Origin of the sequence: Pedobacter jejuensis, from assembly GCF_003725795.1 — a bacterium.
Lineage (GTDB): Bacteria > Bacteroidota > Bacteroidia > Sphingobacteriales > Sphingobacteriaceae > Pedobacter > Pedobacter jejuensis.
Genome location: NZ_RBEE01000012.1, coordinates 256,925 through 274,023, shown reverse-complemented (window position 1 = coordinate 274,023; position 17,099 = coordinate 256,925). Strand labels below are relative to the sequence as shown.

Here is a 17,099-nt window from a genome sequence, read left to right as displayed (position 1 = left end):
GCAATGACGACGAGGGGGAAACGCTCTACCTTAAACCTTCTACCTTTCACCTTCAACCTCGAAAGCCTTCAGCCAAACACCCAACCAACCAAACACCTAATCACCCAAACAACTAGTGTTTAAAATGTCTAATGCCAGTTGTTACCATTGCAATGCCTTTTTCATTCGCTTTTGCAACAGAATCAGCATCTTTAATCGATCCACCAGGTTGTAAAACTGCAGTAATTCCTGCTTCGGCAGCAATCTCAACACAATCAGGAAAAGGGAAAAATGCATCAGATGCCATCGAGCTTCCTTTAACGCTAAAGCCAAATGCTGCAGCTTTTTCAATCGCTTGTTTTAATGCATCAACACGCGATGTTTGTCCTACGCCACTTGCAATTAAAACATCATCTTTTACCAAAACAATGGTGTTCGATTTTGTATGTTTTACAATTTTATTTGCAAAATATAAGTCTTTTAATTCCTGCGCTGTTGGTGTTTTTTCGGTTACGGTAACCATTTGCTCCGGACCTTCGATAATCAAATCTTTATCCTGCTCAATCACCCCGTTCAATAATGTTTTGAATTGTTTTTTGCTTAATTCAACATCATTACGTTGCAAAATCACACGGTTTTTCTTTTTGCTGAATAACTCAACAGCCTCAGGTTGGTATGAAGGCGCAATCAGCACCTCAAAAAATAAATTGTTAATCTCTTCTGCGGTTGCTAAATCCACTTCAACATTAGTAATTAAAACGCCACCAAAGGCAGATACCGGGTCGCAAGCCAATGCATCTAACCAGGCTTGTTTAACCGTTGGGCGAGATGCAATTCCGCAAGCGTTTGTATGTTTTAAAATGGCAAAAGTTGGGTCTTCGAATTCATCAATTAAAGCAACAGCAGCATCAACATCTACCAGATTGTTGTAAGAAAGTTCTTTTCCATTCAATTTGGTAAACATGGCATCTAAATCGCCATAAAATTTACCACCTTGGTGTGGGTTTTCACCATAGCGCAAGGTTTTAGATGTATTTACACTTTGCTTGAAAACATCAAGAGGTTCTTCAGCATTGAAATAGTTAAATATCGCAGTATCGTAGTGAGATGATGTGTGGAAAGCAGTTTTGGCAAAGCTTTTACGTTGTGCTAAAGTTGTTTCGCCATTTTGAGCTTCCAACTGCGCCTGCAAAGTAGGGTAATCATTTTTTGAAGCAATGATAACTACATCGTTGAAGTTTTTAGCGGCAGCACGGATTAAAGAAATGCCACCAATATCTATTTTCTCGATGATTTCATCAGCAGTTCCGCCAGCTTTTATGGTTTCTTCAAAAGGATATAAATCAACAATTACCAGGTCAATTTCAGGAATTTCGTATTCTGCAATTTGTTGTTTATCTCCATCTAAACCACGGCGGTTTAAAATGCCTCCAAATACTTTTGGGTGTAAGGTTTTTACTCGTCCGCCTAATATAGATGGGTAGCCTGTTAAATCTTCAACGGCAGTAACAGGCAGATCTAAATCTTTAATAAATTGCTCGGTTCCACCTGTAGAAAACAGCTGTACGCCCTGAGCGGCTAATAATTTTACCAATGGCGCTAAACCATCTTTATAATATACTGAAATTAAAGCATTTTTAATCTTAATCGAGTCACTCATTCTACTGTAAATTTTGAGCCGCAAAGGTAGTAAAATAGGGTGGTTTTTTTGTTATGTTAACAGGGAAAAAAACGATTGTATGAGATGGTTGTCATTGCAGGCATTTGTTCGGCTCATCGCCGCCGAGGGGCTCCTTCTTTTTTCTTGATAACTTCCTATCCCAAAGTCGTCATTGCGAAGCCTGTTTTTCACAGGCTGTGGCAATCTGTTTATATTAAGTTTTTCGCTCTGGATTGCTTCGGCTCGCCGCCGCCGAGGGTCTCTTACCTTTTTCTTGATAAATTCCTATCCCAAAGTCGTCATTGCGAAGCCTGTTTTTCACAGGCTGTGGCAATCTGTTTATATTAATTCCTTCGCTCTGGCTTTTTTCGGCTCACCGCCGCCGAGGGGGCTCCTTCTTTTTTCTTGATAAAAAAGAAGCAAAAAATCAAGGCCTGCATCTTTTGTTGCGTAAAGCAGGCTCAATCTTATTAGCGGTAATTTTAGGCTTGTCCTTCACACAAACCCAATCAGCTGCAAATTTCCTTGTTTGTGCAGGTTGAAAGGTTCTACAAAGATTTCACCGCTTTCCGCTACCAAAATCTGCTATGCCGGATAGCAGGGTGCAGAAACTTGTCTAATCCAAAAGTCGTCATTCTCGCGTATGCGGGAATCTTAATTCAAAGGCTATAACGTTTTATCTTCCCCTTAAATGGGAAGGGTAGCAAGGTGCAGAAACTTGTCTAATCCCTAAGTCGTCATTGCGAAGCCTGTTCTTCACCAACCGTGGCAATCTGTTTAGTTACGGTCCTTCGCTCTGGCTTGCATCGGCTAACCGCCGCCGAGGGGCTCTTACCTTTTTCTTGATAAAAAGGTAACCAAAAACCGAGCATTTCTGCGAGCTCATGAATGCAATTAAAAACAGCAGTGACTAATGAATAATCAAGGCTTGGATCTGATGTCGGCTATCCTCGTCGAAACTTTCATTGCGGCAGCGCAAGCGCCCGGTGAAAAATCGGGCAGGACGCGCTGCCTTGTGCTGTGGTTTATGAAAGTTTTTGCATAAGCTTTAACGTTTTACCCTTCCATCAGTTCCTATGCCGGATAGCAGGGTGCAGGACCAGTCGCTCAGATTTGTCATGCTGAGCCTGTCGAAGCACCTTCCCATCCCTAAGTCGTCATTGCGAGGTTGGTTCTTCACCAACCGTGGCAATCTGTTTAGTTACAGTCCTCCGCTCTGGCTGTGTTCGGTTAGCCACCGAAAGGCTTTTTTCTTTTTCTTGATAAAAAGAAACAAAAATCAAGGTTTGGAACTGATGTCGGATAAAATCGTCAAAGCTTTTATTGCGGCATCACAAGTCCCGACGAAAGGTCGGGAAGAACGCGATGCCTTGTGCTGTGGTTTATGAAAGTTTGTGCGTAGGCTTTAACGTTTTACCCTTCCATCAGCTCCTATGCCGGGTAGCAGGGTGCAGAAACTTGTATAATTCCGAAGTCGTCATTCTCGCGTATGCGGGAATCTTAATGCAAAGGCTATAATGTTTTCTCTTTCCGTCATTTCCTGTTCCGTAGAGCAGGGTGCAGACCCCATCTGCCCGTTGGAAACCTTCCCATCCCAAAGTCGTCATTGCGAGGTTGGTTCTTCACCAGCCGTGGCAATCTATTTAGTCACAGTCCTTCGCTCTGGTTTCGTTCGGCTCATCTTCTGTAAATTCTTAGCACATGTTTGTTTCAGACCAGTTTGCGAGCTAAACTATACCAGGATGAGCGCATCATACCAGCTTAGGTATTGCATTGCCTTGGGTGAAGTAGTGCCGAAGCATTTCGGAAGCATTCTGGAAGTAGGGTACAAGCGAACATAGCGGAAACACGGACTGCACATGGACTTGAGTCGGACCTGTTACGGATTAGACGGCTGAAAATAAATGGAAAAATTTGGTATATTGGATTGATCAATCCCTTGGTTAAATCAAATATAATCAATTATGGCTACATTAAATGGGATTGTTAGATTTTCCGGCCAGGTGGGAGATCTTATTTTTTATCGGAGAGGCAAGAAAGACGTTGTAAGGCGTAAATCTGGCACGCATCAACTTTCTGAAAACAGTAAAAAAAGCGCTAAAGATTTTGGCGAAGCCAGCAGAAATGCAGCCTATATCCGCAAAGCTTTTGCGCCAATGGTAAAGGCTTATGGCTATGGTGATCTCGCTAGCAGACTAACTAAAAGGATCACTTCGGTTTTTAACACGATTCCAAATTCAGCTGCGGGAAATAAAAAACTGTTTGACGGAAATCTAAAATTAATTGAGGGATTTGAGTTTAATGCTGATACCCGATTAGACCGGCTCTTGCTTCATCAGCCAAAGGTTTCATGGGCACCAGATGGTTTGATTGAACTCGTATTCCCTAAAATTGAATTGAAACATTTGGTAAAAACCGCACCGCAATCTGATGCCTTCGTTATGCAGGTAATGGTATTCGATTGGAATGTACACGACGGCGCTTACGAAATTCTGAAAGTAAATGACTTGAAAGTTGCCTTTAGTCAAGTTCATTTCCCTGGTGCTAAACTCCATGTACCCGTAGCGCAACAAGGCGAGCGGATTTTACTGGTAGCCATTGGCATCTGTTATTTACAGGAACAGTTTAGGAAAGAAGATCGCCGTTATTTTGCCTGCCAAATTAGCCATTGTTATCATATCAAAGATGGTGTGGAAGTTGTATTTACTGAGCCGATTAAGGAAGAGGCAGTGCCATTAGAAGAAGCGCAATCTGGTTTGAGCTGGGAATTGGGGGAGGGATAAATTTTGGCGTAATTGCATTTTACTATTGTATGGAAGAAACAGTAGTTCGGGATTTCCGAATTACTGCTGAAAAATGGATTTTGATAGATGAAATTCTTCCTTCTCATAAAGGTTTTTTATTTGTGGTTGAAAAATACGTAAATAGCAGAATTATTTGGCAAAGCCAGAATACCCTTATAACCTGAATTCGATTCTTATACTTAATACGTTTTCTTTTATCACCATATTGTTTATACGACACGTCTTGCTGTATTGATTTCAGCATCTTTCCTGGCAGATAAGACCCTGAAATAAATTCAGGGTGACGTTAACTAAAAAAAGCAGCTTATTAATACTGTGAAGGAAAAATAATATAACTTATTGTGGTCTGTAAGGACACCGACCATGGAGTGGCTATCTTGAATTTTGTCACGTTGAGTTTGTCGAAACGCCCCCAAAAAGGCAGTTTTCGAAATTTCTTCGACAGGCTCAAAATGACATTTTGTATTTATGAAACCGACTTGACGTTAACTAAAAAAAAAGCAGCTTATTAATAATGTAAAGGAAAATTAATGAACGAATTCAGATTTACAATTAGCAAAACTATTGGTCACAGATCTCTCTATTCTGCTGCGCTCCAATTGAGATGACGGGAATATACGACGTCATTTCGAGCGTAGCCGAGAAATCTTTGTAACCTGAATTCGATTCTTATACTTAATACGTTTTCTTTTATTGCCGTATTGTTTATACGATACGTCTTGCTGAATGGATTGCGGCATCTTTCCTGCAAATAAGACCCTGAAATAAATTCAGGGTGACGTTAACTAAAGAAAGCAGCTTATTAATAATGTGAAGGATAAATAATATAACTTATCGTGATCTGTAAGGACGCCGACCATGGAGTGGCTATCTTGAATTTTGTCACGTTGAGCTTGTCGAAACGCCCCTAAAAGGCAGTTTTCGAAAGTTCTTCGACAGGCTCAGAATGACATTTTGTATTTATGAGACCGACTTGACGTTAACTAAAAAAAGCAGCTTATTAATTCTGTGAAGGAAAAATAATAAACGAATTCAGATTTACAATTAGCAAAACTATTGGTCACAGATCTCTCTATTCCGCTGCGCTCCAATCGAGATGACGGGAATATACGACGTCATTTCGAGCGTAGCCGAGAAATCTTTGTAACCTGAATTGGATTCTTATACTTAATACGTTTTCTTTTATTGCCGTATTGTTTATACGATATTTCTTGCTGAATTTATTTCAGCATCTTTCCTGGCAAATAAGACCCTGAAATAAATTCAGGGTGACGTTAATAAATTAAATTTTGCAATTGATTTTACCTCACCCTATTAAAGTTTCTGTTTTGGCTAGTGTTGTGCTGTCCCTCTCCTTGAAGAGAGGGATTTAATGACCTGTGAGAGAAATCCAAAGTTCAAATAACTTTGTTGGGAGTTTTTGAACGATCTGCTGAATTTATTTCAGCATCTTTCCTGGAAATAAAGTCCCTGAAATAAATTCAGGGTGACTTTAATAAATTAAATTTTGCAATTGACCTTTACCTCACCCTATTAAAGTTTCTGTTTTGGCTAGTGTTGTGCTGTCCCTCTCCTTGAAGAGAGGGATTCAATGACCTGTGAGAGAAATCCAAAGTTCAAATAACTTTGTTGGGAGTTTTTGAACGATTTGCTTGAGTTCCCTTCATTAAAATCAGGTCTTACCGAAGAACGCCTTCAATCCCAAGAGATGCCAGTAACGAGGTTTTAAGAATAATTTATTATCAATGTTGTAATGATTTGGAATTTTCATCTGTATTGCAGTATAACGTGAGATTTTTTAAACAGTCAATTCTGAATTCAATAAAAAGATATATTGCTAAAAATATAAAAGGTGCAAGGAAGCACCATAGATTAATTGCTAACCATCGAAGAAATTTCTGACGAGATTTGATTCTGCTTGATAGCTGTTATCCTTACCTTAATTGTTAATTCGAAATAATTATCCTCATCTATAAAATGTTCTAAACTATAATCGTTACCATAAGCAAATGCAAGACGGTTTTTGATGTTATCTAAGCCTGAACTTAAGCCATAGCTTGGTGGCGTGGATAGTATTTTATTTCTGCTTGCTATTATTAAGTTATTATCATCGATGAAGATATCTAAACTTGAATGACCGGCAGAACCAGACAAGTCGCCGTGCTTAATCATGTTTTCCAATACGGTAATTAGTACAAGGGGAATAAAGCTAAGTTCTGTCGTATCCGGTGCGTAAGCTAATTCAAGATTCATGCAGGGATTAGTTAACTCGTGCAAGTGAATTAAATTTGCGCATTGCGTAATCTCCTCGCCCAGATTGATGTATTCGCCCGTATCATTGGAGGAGGCAGCATACGCATGATATCAGCAAGGTAAAGCATTGCTTCTGCATCTTTCTGCGAGTGGTGTTTGAATTTCTGGTACACAAATTCAAGCGTATTAAACAATAGATGTGGGTTAATCTGTGCTTTTAAGAATGCATTTCTTGATTGTACGAGCTCTTTTTCGGTTTTTTCCTTTTCTAAAAGAATCCTGAAACGCTGCCTTTCAATGCGCTCTTTTTCGGCTTTCGTATTGATAAAGCTGATTAAAAAATAGTAACCGGTTCCGAAGAACATAAAAAATAAGCATCTCCAAAGTACGGTCAATGCTCTGGTTAGGGGTTCACCCATTTCTTTACTGAATACATGTGTGTATTTAAACAAAAGGGTATCCACACCATAAATCAATCCGACAAAAAATATTGTTTCTAAAAACATAAAAACCGGTAGTTTCCAAAAAGCCTGTTTCGGATTTTTCAGGCTCAACATCAGCACATGCGCATGTACATAGAAGATGGAAATATTGAGGGTATAGTGGATGGCATAGTTACTGAAATTGCCGAACTGACCATAGATTAAACCGATGATAACTGACTCCCAAAATATAAATACCGCCCAGGCAATTAAATGTATCTGGTACTTTTTAAGCATGCTACTAAAAATCTGAAATGGACCTGTTAAGCTATTCATAAAGAAAATTACACCATCTATGTAAACCTTGATTCTTCAGCTGCCAGTGGCTTCTAGTTTTCGAAAAAAAGAAAATTATGAAGACTCAAAAGCTAATCAAAAGGACCATTTTTGTATTCAAAAAAAAATCATTGTTCAATTCATTTGAAACTGATCCTACCGGAACCAGCGCCACTTTAACTGCAACATCTACCGTTCCTGGTTTAGGGCAATAGCCAAAATAAGCAGCCGCTATTTTTTGCGGCTGCTTATAATTACCCGCTCGTTGTAAAATTCTTTAAACTCATTTATGTAGATATCGCCCACGTTAAAACTTAACTGATTGGTAAGTGTAATTCTTTGCCCCTCGATATGCTGTATGTGTGGTATAGAAATGATATAAGCTCTATGTAATTGTATAAATTGTTTACTAATGTTTAACTGTTCTCTCACATCTTTTAAACTCAGGTATGCTATGATTATTTTTTTATCGGTATGAATTTTAACGTAGTTGTGAAAACTTTCGAAGGCAATGATATCGGCATATTTTACCATAATTGCACGATGGTCTTCCTCTTTGTTTTTAACTAAAAAGCTTTCGCTGTTTGCCAGATTGTTTTCGGAAGCTTCGTAGTCGTTGCCGAAAAGCCGGGTAATGGTTACCAGAAACTTTGCATAGCTGTATGGTTTGGGCAGGTATGCATCACCTTCAGCCTCATAAGCTTCGAAAGCATATTCTTTATGGGATGTGGTAAATATTAATTTCCTGGATTTCCCTCTTATCGCGTGAGCAAGCTCTAGACCGGAAATCTGCGGCATGTTGATGTCCATAAAAATCAGATCGACAGGCTCTGCCCTTGAAAGCTCTTTCAAAGCCAATACCGGATCGGTATAAGAATTAACCAGACGCATATTTGGTGTATCTAAGATGTACTTTTCCAAACCCTGAAGCGAGCTTAGCTGATCATCTATGGCAATGCATCTTATCATGTATTTAAAAGAGGGTAATTTATTTATCACGAAATTACGCCTTTTCGTAACGAAAACCGAAGCTTTTGTACCGAATCTGCTTTATAAAGCCGTGAAATTTTATTTGTTCAAATTCTCAGTCGCTGTTTCTGTGACAATTTTTTCTTTTTAATTGTTGAAACAAAACATTTTAAGTGAAAACTATTCATCTAATACGCAAGATAAAATATTTTGTTGTATTGCTGTCTTTGTTTTGAGTCTAGATATGGGTTAATTGGACGAAAATCCTGTATTGATACGAAGAAATCATTCGCAATCAGCAACGTGCTGTAAAGAAAATTTACCTGTTTATACCGAAAACAGACCGTTCTGTGTAAAGTGCCTGATGGTTGAAAAAAGCCTTGCTAAATTTGACTGTTGATATGATAATTTATCGACACTAACCAAATACATAACATAGCAAATTAAAAGAAGTGTTTTGCTGAAAACTTAAGACTGGGCTGCTGCGAAGTTATTTCTTCAATAGCATTTGTACGAAGCTGAATAGTTTTAAAAATGATTCCCGCATTTGATAGCGCTCTCAAAACCGCAATTTAACGAGGAAGCTTCAAACAGTAGATGAGCTGTTTGATGCTTTATCAAAGCAGGTTGGTGCGAAAATTTCAGAAATGAGTTTCGAGTTTAGGCACTGCCTACATCGAATTTTATGGATTACCCTAATCTTGGTTAGGCCTCGTTTAATACCTTAGCCGAAATTACTTTTAGCCACTACCTTACAGATTCAAAATTACTTTTAAACATTATTGCTTTTCGTTTAAAAATTTGCCTGATTTATAAATAATCTAAAAACCCTATTCTTGAAAACGCTCCTCTACATCTTGCTCAGTCTTAGTCTTTTTAATCTCACGCCAAAAAAGTCTAAACCCAAACCACCTGTTTCTACCTGTTATGGTTATAGTCCTTGTGCAGCCTGCTCCAATTGTAGTGCCTGTAAACATTGTAGCGCTGGCGGAAGCTGTGGTGTTTGCTCATCCAGTTCAGCGAAGGCCATCCGTACATTTACTTCTAGCCCTAAAAGCAGTAGTAAAGCTTCTACTTATGTTGGGCAGTGTAAGGCGCTGACTAAAAAGGGTAGTCGTTGTAAAAGGAGTGGGAATGGAAGTGGGTATTGCTGGCAGCATGGGAAATAAAGTTTTCGCTATTCAAGGAAGTCAACATAAGTTAGATTTACTCATTCAATGCATTTAATTTGTGATTTACGGTTTACCGTTTTTATCTTAGAATTTCCTTATATTATCATATTTTAAGTAATCATTTATTGAATTACATGTTAAGCATATTTAAGAATATTCAGATTAAATTTCTAATTTCGGAAAATAAGATTATTAAATGTCTAAAAAGCTTCTCTCAGAACGTGATATTTGTACTAAATTTATTTCTCCCGCCATCGAAGATGCAGGCTGGAATAAACTAACTCAATACCTAGAAGAGGTTTCTTTTACTGATGGAAAGATCTATGTTAAAGGAAGATTAACCACACGTGGAACTAGAAAAAGAGCGGACTATATTCTCTATTACAAACCAAATATTCCAATTGCGATTATTGAAGCCAAGGATAATAAACATTCAGTTGGCTCTGGAATGCAGCAGGCATTGGAGTATGCTCAAATTTTAGATATTCCCTTTGTCTTTAGTTCAAATGGTGATGGCTTTCTATTTCATGATAAAACAAACGAAATCAAAATTGAACAAGAACTTAACCTTGATCAATTTCCATCACCCGAATCACTTTGGGAAAAATATAAATTACATAAAGGGATAGTTACAGCAAAAGCCGAACAAATAGTTGAGCAAGATTATTTTTTCGACGGCTCTGGTAGGCGACCAAGATATTACCAGCAAAATGCCATTAATAGAACTTTGGAGGCTATTGCAGCAGGTCAAAATAGAATTCTTTTGGTAATGGCTACCGGTACAGGTAAAACTTATACTGCTTTTCAAATTGCTTATCGTTTATGGAAATCGAAGACCAAAAAACGTATCTTATTTCTTGCAGATCGTAACTCTTTAATAGATCAAACTAAAAGAGGAGATTTTAAGCATTTTAAAGATAAAATGACGGTTATCAAAAAACGCCAAGTAGATAAAAGTTATGAAATTTATTTAGCCATTTATCAAGGCTTAACGGGCAGCGAAGAAGAAAAAAATATCTTCAAACAGTTTACTCCAGAGTTTTTTGATTTAATAATTATTGATGAGTGTCACCGTGGTAGTGCAAGAGAGGATAGTGCATGGCGTGAAGTTCTGTCTTATTTTAAAGCAGCCACTCAAATTGGCTTAACAGCTACACCAAAAGAAAGTGACACCACCAGCAACAGCGAATATTTTGGCGAGCCTATTTACACCTATAGTTTAAAGCAAGGTATTGATGATGGTTTTTTAGCGCCTTATCGTGTGGTACGCATCGGCTTAAATGTAGATTTAGAAGGTTATCGACCAGAAATGGGTAAAACAGATATTGATGGTAACGAAGTAGAAGACAAAATTTACAACCGTAAAGACTTCGACCGTACCATGATTATCGAAGAACGTACTGAGTTGGTGGCTTCAAAAATTACGGAGTTTTTAAAAGGGTATGATCGCTTTGCAAAAACAATTGTGTTTTGCAGAGATATAGATCATGCCGAAAGGATGCGCTCTGCTTTGGCCAATCAGAATAGTGATTTGGTATCCAAAAACCACAAATACATCATGCGTATTACTGGCGATAATGATGAAGGCAAACGTGAGCTCGATAATTTTATCGATCCGGAGGCGGTTTATCCGGTAATAGCTACCACTTCAGAATTAATGACTACTGGCGTTGATGCAAAAACTTGTAAAGTAATTGTATTAGATGCAGAAATTGGCTCGATGACCAAATTCAAACAAATTATTGGTCGAGGAACAAGGATAGATGAAGAACACGGTAAACTCTATTTTACCATCATGGATTTTAGAAACGCAACGGATAAATTTGCAGACAAAGATTTTGATGGAGATCCAATTCGTGTGAAGCCATTACCCCAAGATGCCGATTTAGGAAACATCATTGATGAAGAAGATGAAGATACCACACCAATTATTGATGAATTAAGTGGAGAGAATATTACCGAACAGCTTACACCAAAAGAACCGCCTACCGTTAGAGAGCCAGCAGAAGAATACAAAAAAAGCAAAAGAGAGAAAATTATAATCAATGGGGTTGATGTTTCGGTTTTGGTAAGTAGAGAATTACATTTTAATAAAGATGGAAAGCCGATCACCGTTAATTTGCATGATTATTCTAAAGAAATGTTACAAAACAAATTCCACAGTTTAGAAGAATTTTTAACGGTATGGAATGCTGCAGATAAAAAAGAGGTGTTGATTAATGAGTTGGCAGAGCAGGGCGTTCCTGTTGATGCTTTGTTGGAAGCAGTAAATCGAGATTGCGATTTATTTGATATCATTTGTCACGTCGCTTTTGAGCAAGAGCCGCTAACTCGTAAAGAACGAGCCAATAATGTAAAGAAGAGAAATTACTTCACCAAATATGGCGAACAAGCTCGCAAGGTGCTAAATGCCTTGTTAGATAAGTATGCTGATGAAGGTATCGAAAACATAGAAAGTATGGAAGTGCTAAAAGTAAATCCGGTTGCTTCTTATGGTTCGGCATTAGAGATTATACAGAGCTTTGGCGGTAAGCCAAATTATTTAAAAGCAATTAAAGAATTAGAAAATCAATTATATCAAATAGCTTAATCAATTTAACGCACTCATTTATGCAATTTAAACAAACCACCATTTTGGGGCTTTTCGATAGTTCCCAAAAGCATTTTATTATTCCTGTTTATCAAAGAGCCTATTCTTGGGATAACAAAAATTTGCCTATTTTCCTTTCTGATTTAAAGGAGCAAATTCAAGGAGAAAATGGATATTTCTATGGAAATATTCTACTGGAAACAATAAAAAAAGATATAGAGTACGAGATAATAGATGGGCAGCAAAGATTGACAACTATAGTTATATTCATGCGATCTATACTAGATGTTTTATCAGAAAGAGATTTGTCAGATTCGCCAGATTTCGACATTCTGCAGAAAAAAACAATTTATCTAAAAAATGGTGGAAATGTTAAATTAAGGACAGTAGATTATGATAGAGCGTGTTTTGAGACACTTATAATAGATGGTCACAACAAATTTCAACTTTCCTCCCCTTCGCAAAATAGAATAAACGACGCTAAAAAATACTTTAAGAAAGAGCTTGGCACTGTAAGTACCGGTGACCTTTTAAAAATTATTGATTTACTAGAAACTACCGAAATAACCTCTATTGAACTTAATAGTAAAGCAGACTCTGCCCTGATGTTCGAATTACAGAATAATAGGGGAAAGGATTTGACTAATATGGAGAAATTGAAGTCTTATTTCATGTATCAAATGTATATCAATAGTCCAGCTGATGAAACACAAAATAACGTTGAATACATTGCCGATATTTTTAAGTCTATTTATTTAGTTATAAATGATATAACTAGTTTAGATGAGGATAGTGTGCTGATTTATCATTGCAATGCATATATTAAGGGTTTTCCATACAGAACAATTGAGGATATTAAAGAAGTATATCTAAAATCAAAGAATCGAATATTATGGATGAGGGAATTTGTAAAAGAGCTTTGTATTTCATTTGACAATATAAAAAAAATGGAAAAGTCTAATCTTAAATATCTAAATGATTTACGACGTTTAACGATTCCCAGGTTTGCATATCCATTCATAATTAAAGGTTACAAGTTTTTTGAAGGTGATAGCACAAGACTAAATAGCCTATATCATATTCTAGAGATTGTTACTTTTAGATATAAATTAGTTAGTAGCAGAGCTGATTTTTTAAGTAGAATCAATGAAATACTATTAAGTTTTAATGGTGATCTATTGAACCTGAAAGAACATTTTAGAAATAAGTTTAATGAAACCTGGTATTGGGGAGATGAAAAAGTAAAAGAAGTACTTAACGGTTATATGTATCAAAATCCTACTATTCATTACATACTTGGGAAATATGAAAACCATATTCAAAATAAAGGATATGTTGTTGAAGGAGTTGAAATAGAGTCTGTTAATATTGAACACATAAGTCCACAAACTCCACCTGACAACAAAAAAATTGCTCATGGATACGAAACCAATTCAAGAAACAGGTATAATGAAGATTTCGAAAACGAATATATAAATTGCCTCGGCAATCTTCTGTTGATTTCTGAAACCCATAATAAGTCAATAGGTAATAAGCCGTTCAAGGAGAAGATAATGAGTTACAATCAGAATCCCCTATTTAATCAACAAGCAGAAATAAAAAAGTTTGTTAGAGATGAAGCAGAACCATTGTGGGATAAAGATGCTATCGATAATAGACATTTAGCTATAGTAGATAATTTTGCTTTAGATAAATGGAACTTTAATAATGTTGTTATAAAATAGATATCTTAATGTGCACCATATCCAATAAGGTAAAACTCTGCACTGGTAATACTAAAGATGTTACTAAGCTGAAAAATTATTGGATTTTGAATCGCTTCGTAAAAGGCAAGAGCGATATAGTGCTTGGCGAAGTTATAATGCCTTATTTTAATCCATCGGTAGATGTTGGGCTGAATGAAGATACTTTGCTAAAATTATTAAATGAAGGAAATGTTTTTGATTTTGATATAGAACTGAAAGATAAAGACTTGTTGCATTTGGCTTTTAAATTTAACGGTGACGAACAACACAACAACTATGGTTTCGAGTTTAAAAAAGGCAAATGGAAAAATGTCGGGCATGATTTTTTAACATGGATGTGGCATCATGAAGAATATAAATACGGAAAAATAAAAACGGAGTACAAAAATAAATGAGTAACATATCAGGAGTAATTAGTAGCATCCGCCAAATCATGTGGCAAGATAATGGTCTAAATGGCGATGCACAACGAGTGGAGCAGTTAGGGTGGATGTTATTCCTTAAAATTTTCTGTGATAAGGATAAAGAGCTGGAAGTTTTAAATGACGACTACGTTTCGCCAATACCAACCGAATACCAATGGGATAGTTGGGCAGCCGACGATGAAGGCATTACTGGCGATGAACTACAAGAATTTGTAGACCGTAAACTTTTCCCTGCTTTGCGTAACATCGATATCAGTACCGCCAACAAAAGAGCCATTTTAGTACACGAAGTTTTTGATGGCAACAACAATTACATGAAGAGCGGTATCAATATTCGCAAGGTGTTGAACAAACTTAACGAAATCGATTTTAACAAAGCCAAAGACCGTCATGCTTTTGGCGATATGTACGAAGCCATTTTAAAAGACTTACAAAGTGCAGGTAAGAGTGGTGAGTTTTATACACCAAGAGCCATTACCCAATTCATTACCGATATCATTAACCCACAATTGGGCGAAAAGATTTTAGACCCTGCTTGTGGTACTGGTGGATATTTAACATCTGCTATCGAGCATTTAAAATTGCAAGCTAATAGTGTAGAAGAACGTAACCAAATACAAAACGATATTATAGGGTGGGAATATAAACCTCTACCTTATTTATTAGCAACCACCAATTTAATATTACATGATATTGAACTGCCTAACATTACCTATCGGGATAGTTTAGACCAACCACTTAGCGAATACAAAGAAAAAGACCGTGTTAACATCATTTTAGCCAACCCGCCTTTTGGGGGTATTGTAGCCAACAATAACGAAAACAACTTTCCGCAAAATTTTAGAACCAAAGAAAGTGCCGACTTATTTTTGATTTTAATGATCCATTTGCTAAAGCAAAACGGCAGGGCAGGTATTGTATTGCCCGATGGCTCGCTTACTGGCGAAGGTGTAAAACAACGTGTGCGCCAAAAATTGTTAGAAGAATGCAACCTGCATACAATCGTGCGTTTGCCTAATTCTGTTTTCCAACCTTATGCTACCGTAGCTACCAATTTATTGTTTTTTGATAAAGGCACACCCACCAAAGAAGTTTGGTATTATGAACACCGCCTACCCGAAGGACAAAAATCTTACAGCAAAACCAAAACCATACAAACAAAAGAGTTTGACCCGATTAAAACCTGGTGGACCAACCGCCAAGAAAGCGATATTGCTTGGAAAGTAGATATACAAACCATTATTGATAGAAATTACGATTTAGATATCAAAAACCCAACCAAAGCAGAAGAAAGCCACAATTACAGCAGTGCCGAATTAATGGAAATGCTGCACCAGTCTTTTGATAAAAGTAATTCATTGTTAGCGAGTTTAAAGGAGGCGGTTAAATGAGTTTAGGGAAAGCTATAAAAATGGGGTTTGCGAAAACAATTAATATTGCTGATGATAAAACCTATACGATTGCTGGTGTACAATCATACGGAAAAGGGATAGTAAATAGACGTACAGAGATTGGGGTCAATCTTAAAATGAAGAAGTATCAAGTTATTGAAGAAAACTTCTTAATGTGGTGCAAAGTTGATACAAAAAATGGTGCATTTGGGATTACTAAAAAAGAACATGTTGGTAGTTTAGCTTCTACGAATATGGCACTTGCTAAGATTGATTTAGAAAATTTTAATCCTAAGTTTTTAGAGAAATTGTTTTCTTTTGAGTTTTTCCATTCATACATAACGCACCTTTCCTCAGGCACTACAAATAGAAAGTATTTAACTCCCGATCAGCTCTGTTTGAAAGTTGAAATTCCAAATCTAACATTAGAAGAACAAAATAAATTTATTGAATTATCAGATAAAATAGTTGATTTAGGAATTCCAAACGAATTAAACAACCAACTTTTTTTAGTTAAACAACTACGCCAAGCTTTTTTATCAGAAGCTATGCAAGGTAAACTTTGTCAGTCTGAACCTGTCGAAAACCAAGAGACAGGTCAACAACTTTTAGCTCGTATTAAAGCCGAAAAAGCACAGTTGATAAAAGATAAAAAGTTAAAGAAAGAAAAAGAATTACCACCTATTAAACCAGAAGAAATTCCTTTTGAAATACCAAATAATTGGGTTTGGTGTAGGTTGGGAGAGATAGCATACATTACTAGTGGAAGTACTCCTTCGAAGGATGATTTTGTTGAGAGTGGAATTCCGTATTTAAAGATGTATAATTTAAGGAAACAGAAAATAGATTTTCACTTTAAACCACAATACATTAAAGAAGAAGTTCATAATGGGCAGCTTAAAAGATGTAGAGCCTTTCCTGGGGATATCATAATGAACATTGTTGGTCCTCCTTTAGGAAAAATTGCAGTGATACCTGAAGAATTAACAGAATGTAATTTTAATCAGGCAGCTGTACTAATTAGACCTTTGTACAAAGAAATGAATTGGTTTGTTTTTTGGTATTTAAATGAGATGAGTGCCATAAACTCTATTGATACAAAAGGAGTTGCTGGACAGGCAAATATTTCTGTAACTCAAGCTCAAAATATAAAAGTTCCGCTCCCATCCATATTAATTCAAAACCAAATTGTAGCAAAACTTGATGAATTAATGAAAACCTGCGATGATTTAGAGAATAGTATAAAACAAAGCCAATTACAAAATGAGCAATTGTTACAACAGGTTTTAAAAGAGGCTTTGGAGGCCAGGGAAGAAGTAAGTATTTAAATAAATTATAAATTAAACAAATAAA

The 17,099-nt window shown here is 36.7% G+C and carries 14 protein-coding genes; 10 read left to right on the top strand and 4 right to left on the bottom strand.

The genetic code is table 11. The features are described 5' to 3' along the window. Positions 1–112 precede the first annotated feature (112 nt). Positions 113–1,639 (bottom strand): bifunctional phosphoribosylaminoimidazolecarboxamide formyltransferase/IMP cyclohydrolase, encoded by a 1,527-nt coding sequence (gene purH / locus D7004_RS08770; RefSeq protein ID WP_123205495.1) that lies wholly within the window; start codon positions 1,637–1,639, stop codon positions 113–115. Positions 1,640–2,552: 913 nt separating this feature from the next. Here purH and D7004_RS21135 point away from each other — a divergent pair. From D7004_RS21135 to D7004_RS20645, 3 genes are all read left to right on the top strand, one after another. After that, a complete protein-coding gene (locus D7004_RS21135; RefSeq protein ID WP_279634738.1) occupies positions 2,553–2,684 on the top strand; it encodes a hypothetical protein in 132 nt (43 codons plus the stop codon). Between the two features lie 919 nt (positions 2,685–3,603). After that, positions 3,604–4,422 (top strand): hypothetical protein, encoded by an 819-nt coding sequence (locus D7004_RS08765; protein WP_123205494.1) that lies wholly within the window; start codon positions 3,604–3,606, stop codon positions 4,420–4,422. A 29-nt stretch (positions 4,423–4,451) separates the two neighbouring features. After that, a complete protein-coding gene (locus D7004_RS20645; RefSeq protein ID WP_167459455.1) occupies positions 4,452–4,607 on the top strand; it encodes a hypothetical protein in 156 nt (51 codons plus the stop codon). A gap of 1,708 nt (positions 4,608–6,315) precedes the next feature. Here D7004_RS20645 and D7004_RS08760 read toward each other — a convergent pair. Together D7004_RS08760 and D7004_RS08755 are read right to left on the bottom strand one after the other, a co-directional pair. Then, positions 6,316–6,696: a LytS family sensor histidine kinase gene (locus D7004_RS08760; protein ID WP_123205493.1), complete on the bottom strand. Its 381-nt coding sequence runs from the start codon at positions 6,694–6,696 to the stop codon at positions 6,316–6,318. 29 nt (positions 6,697–6,725) lie between these two features. Then, entirely contained in the window at positions 6,726–7,454 is a 729-nt protein-coding gene (locus D7004_RS08755; protein ID WP_123205492.1) for a histidine kinase, read from the bottom strand. 77 nt (positions 7,455–7,531) lie between these two features. Between D7004_RS08755 and D7004_RS20640 the strand changes: the two genes are divergently transcribed. Further along, positions 7,532–7,669 (top strand): hypothetical protein, encoded by a 138-nt coding sequence (locus D7004_RS20640; RefSeq protein WP_167459454.1) that lies wholly within the window; start codon positions 7,532–7,534, stop codon positions 7,667–7,669. A 16-nt stretch (positions 7,670–7,685) separates the two neighbouring features. Here D7004_RS20640 and D7004_RS08750 read toward each other — a convergent pair whose 3' ends face one another. Continuing rightward, positions 7,686–8,423 (bottom strand): LytR/AlgR family response regulator transcription factor, encoded by a 738-nt coding sequence (locus D7004_RS08750; protein ID WP_123205491.1) that lies wholly within the window; start codon positions 8,421–8,423, stop codon positions 7,686–7,688. A gap of 1,028 nt (positions 8,424–9,451) precedes the next feature. Between D7004_RS08750 and D7004_RS21245 the strand changes: the two genes are divergently transcribed. The 6 genes from D7004_RS21245 (at position 9,452) to D7004_RS20815 (ending at position 17,074) form a co-directional block, all read left to right on the top strand. Next, positions 9,452–9,592, top strand: coding sequence for a DUF5763 domain-containing protein (locus tag D7004_RS21245; protein ID WP_407946538.1), 141 nt, complete (start codon positions 9,452–9,454; stop codon positions 9,590–9,592). A gap of 199 nt (positions 9,593–9,791) precedes the next feature. Then, positions 9,792–12,185 carry an EcoAI/FtnUII family type I restriction enzme subunit R gene (gene hsdR / locus D7004_RS08745; RefSeq protein ID WP_123205490.1) on the top strand — a complete coding sequence of 798 codons (2,394 nt, stop codon included), beginning with the start codon at positions 9,792–9,794 and terminating at the stop codon, positions 12,183–12,185. A 20-nt stretch (positions 12,186–12,205) separates the two neighbouring features. Next, complete coding sequence (locus D7004_RS08740) at positions 12,206–13,909, top strand: DUF262 domain-containing protein (protein ID WP_123205489.1); 1,704 nt, start codon at positions 12,206–12,208, stop codon at positions 13,907–13,909. 8 nt (positions 13,910–13,917) lie between these two features. Further along, positions 13,918–14,325, top strand: a complete 408-nt coding sequence (locus D7004_RS08735) for a hypothetical protein (RefSeq protein WP_123205488.1) — start codon at positions 13,918–13,920, stop codon at positions 14,323–14,325. Beyond that, entirely contained in the window at positions 14,322–15,746 is a 1,425-nt protein-coding gene (locus D7004_RS08730; protein ID WP_123205487.1) for a class I SAM-dependent DNA methyltransferase, read from the top strand. The genes D7004_RS08735 and D7004_RS08730 overlap by 4 nt, the downstream gene beginning before the upstream one ends. Next, complete coding sequence (locus D7004_RS20815; protein WP_208646809.1) at positions 15,743–17,074, top strand: restriction endonuclease subunit S; 1,332 nt, start codon at positions 15,743–15,745, stop codon at positions 17,072–17,074. Before D7004_RS08730 ends, D7004_RS20815 begins: the two co-directional genes overlap by 4 nt. Positions 17,075–17,099 lie beyond the last annotated feature (25 nt).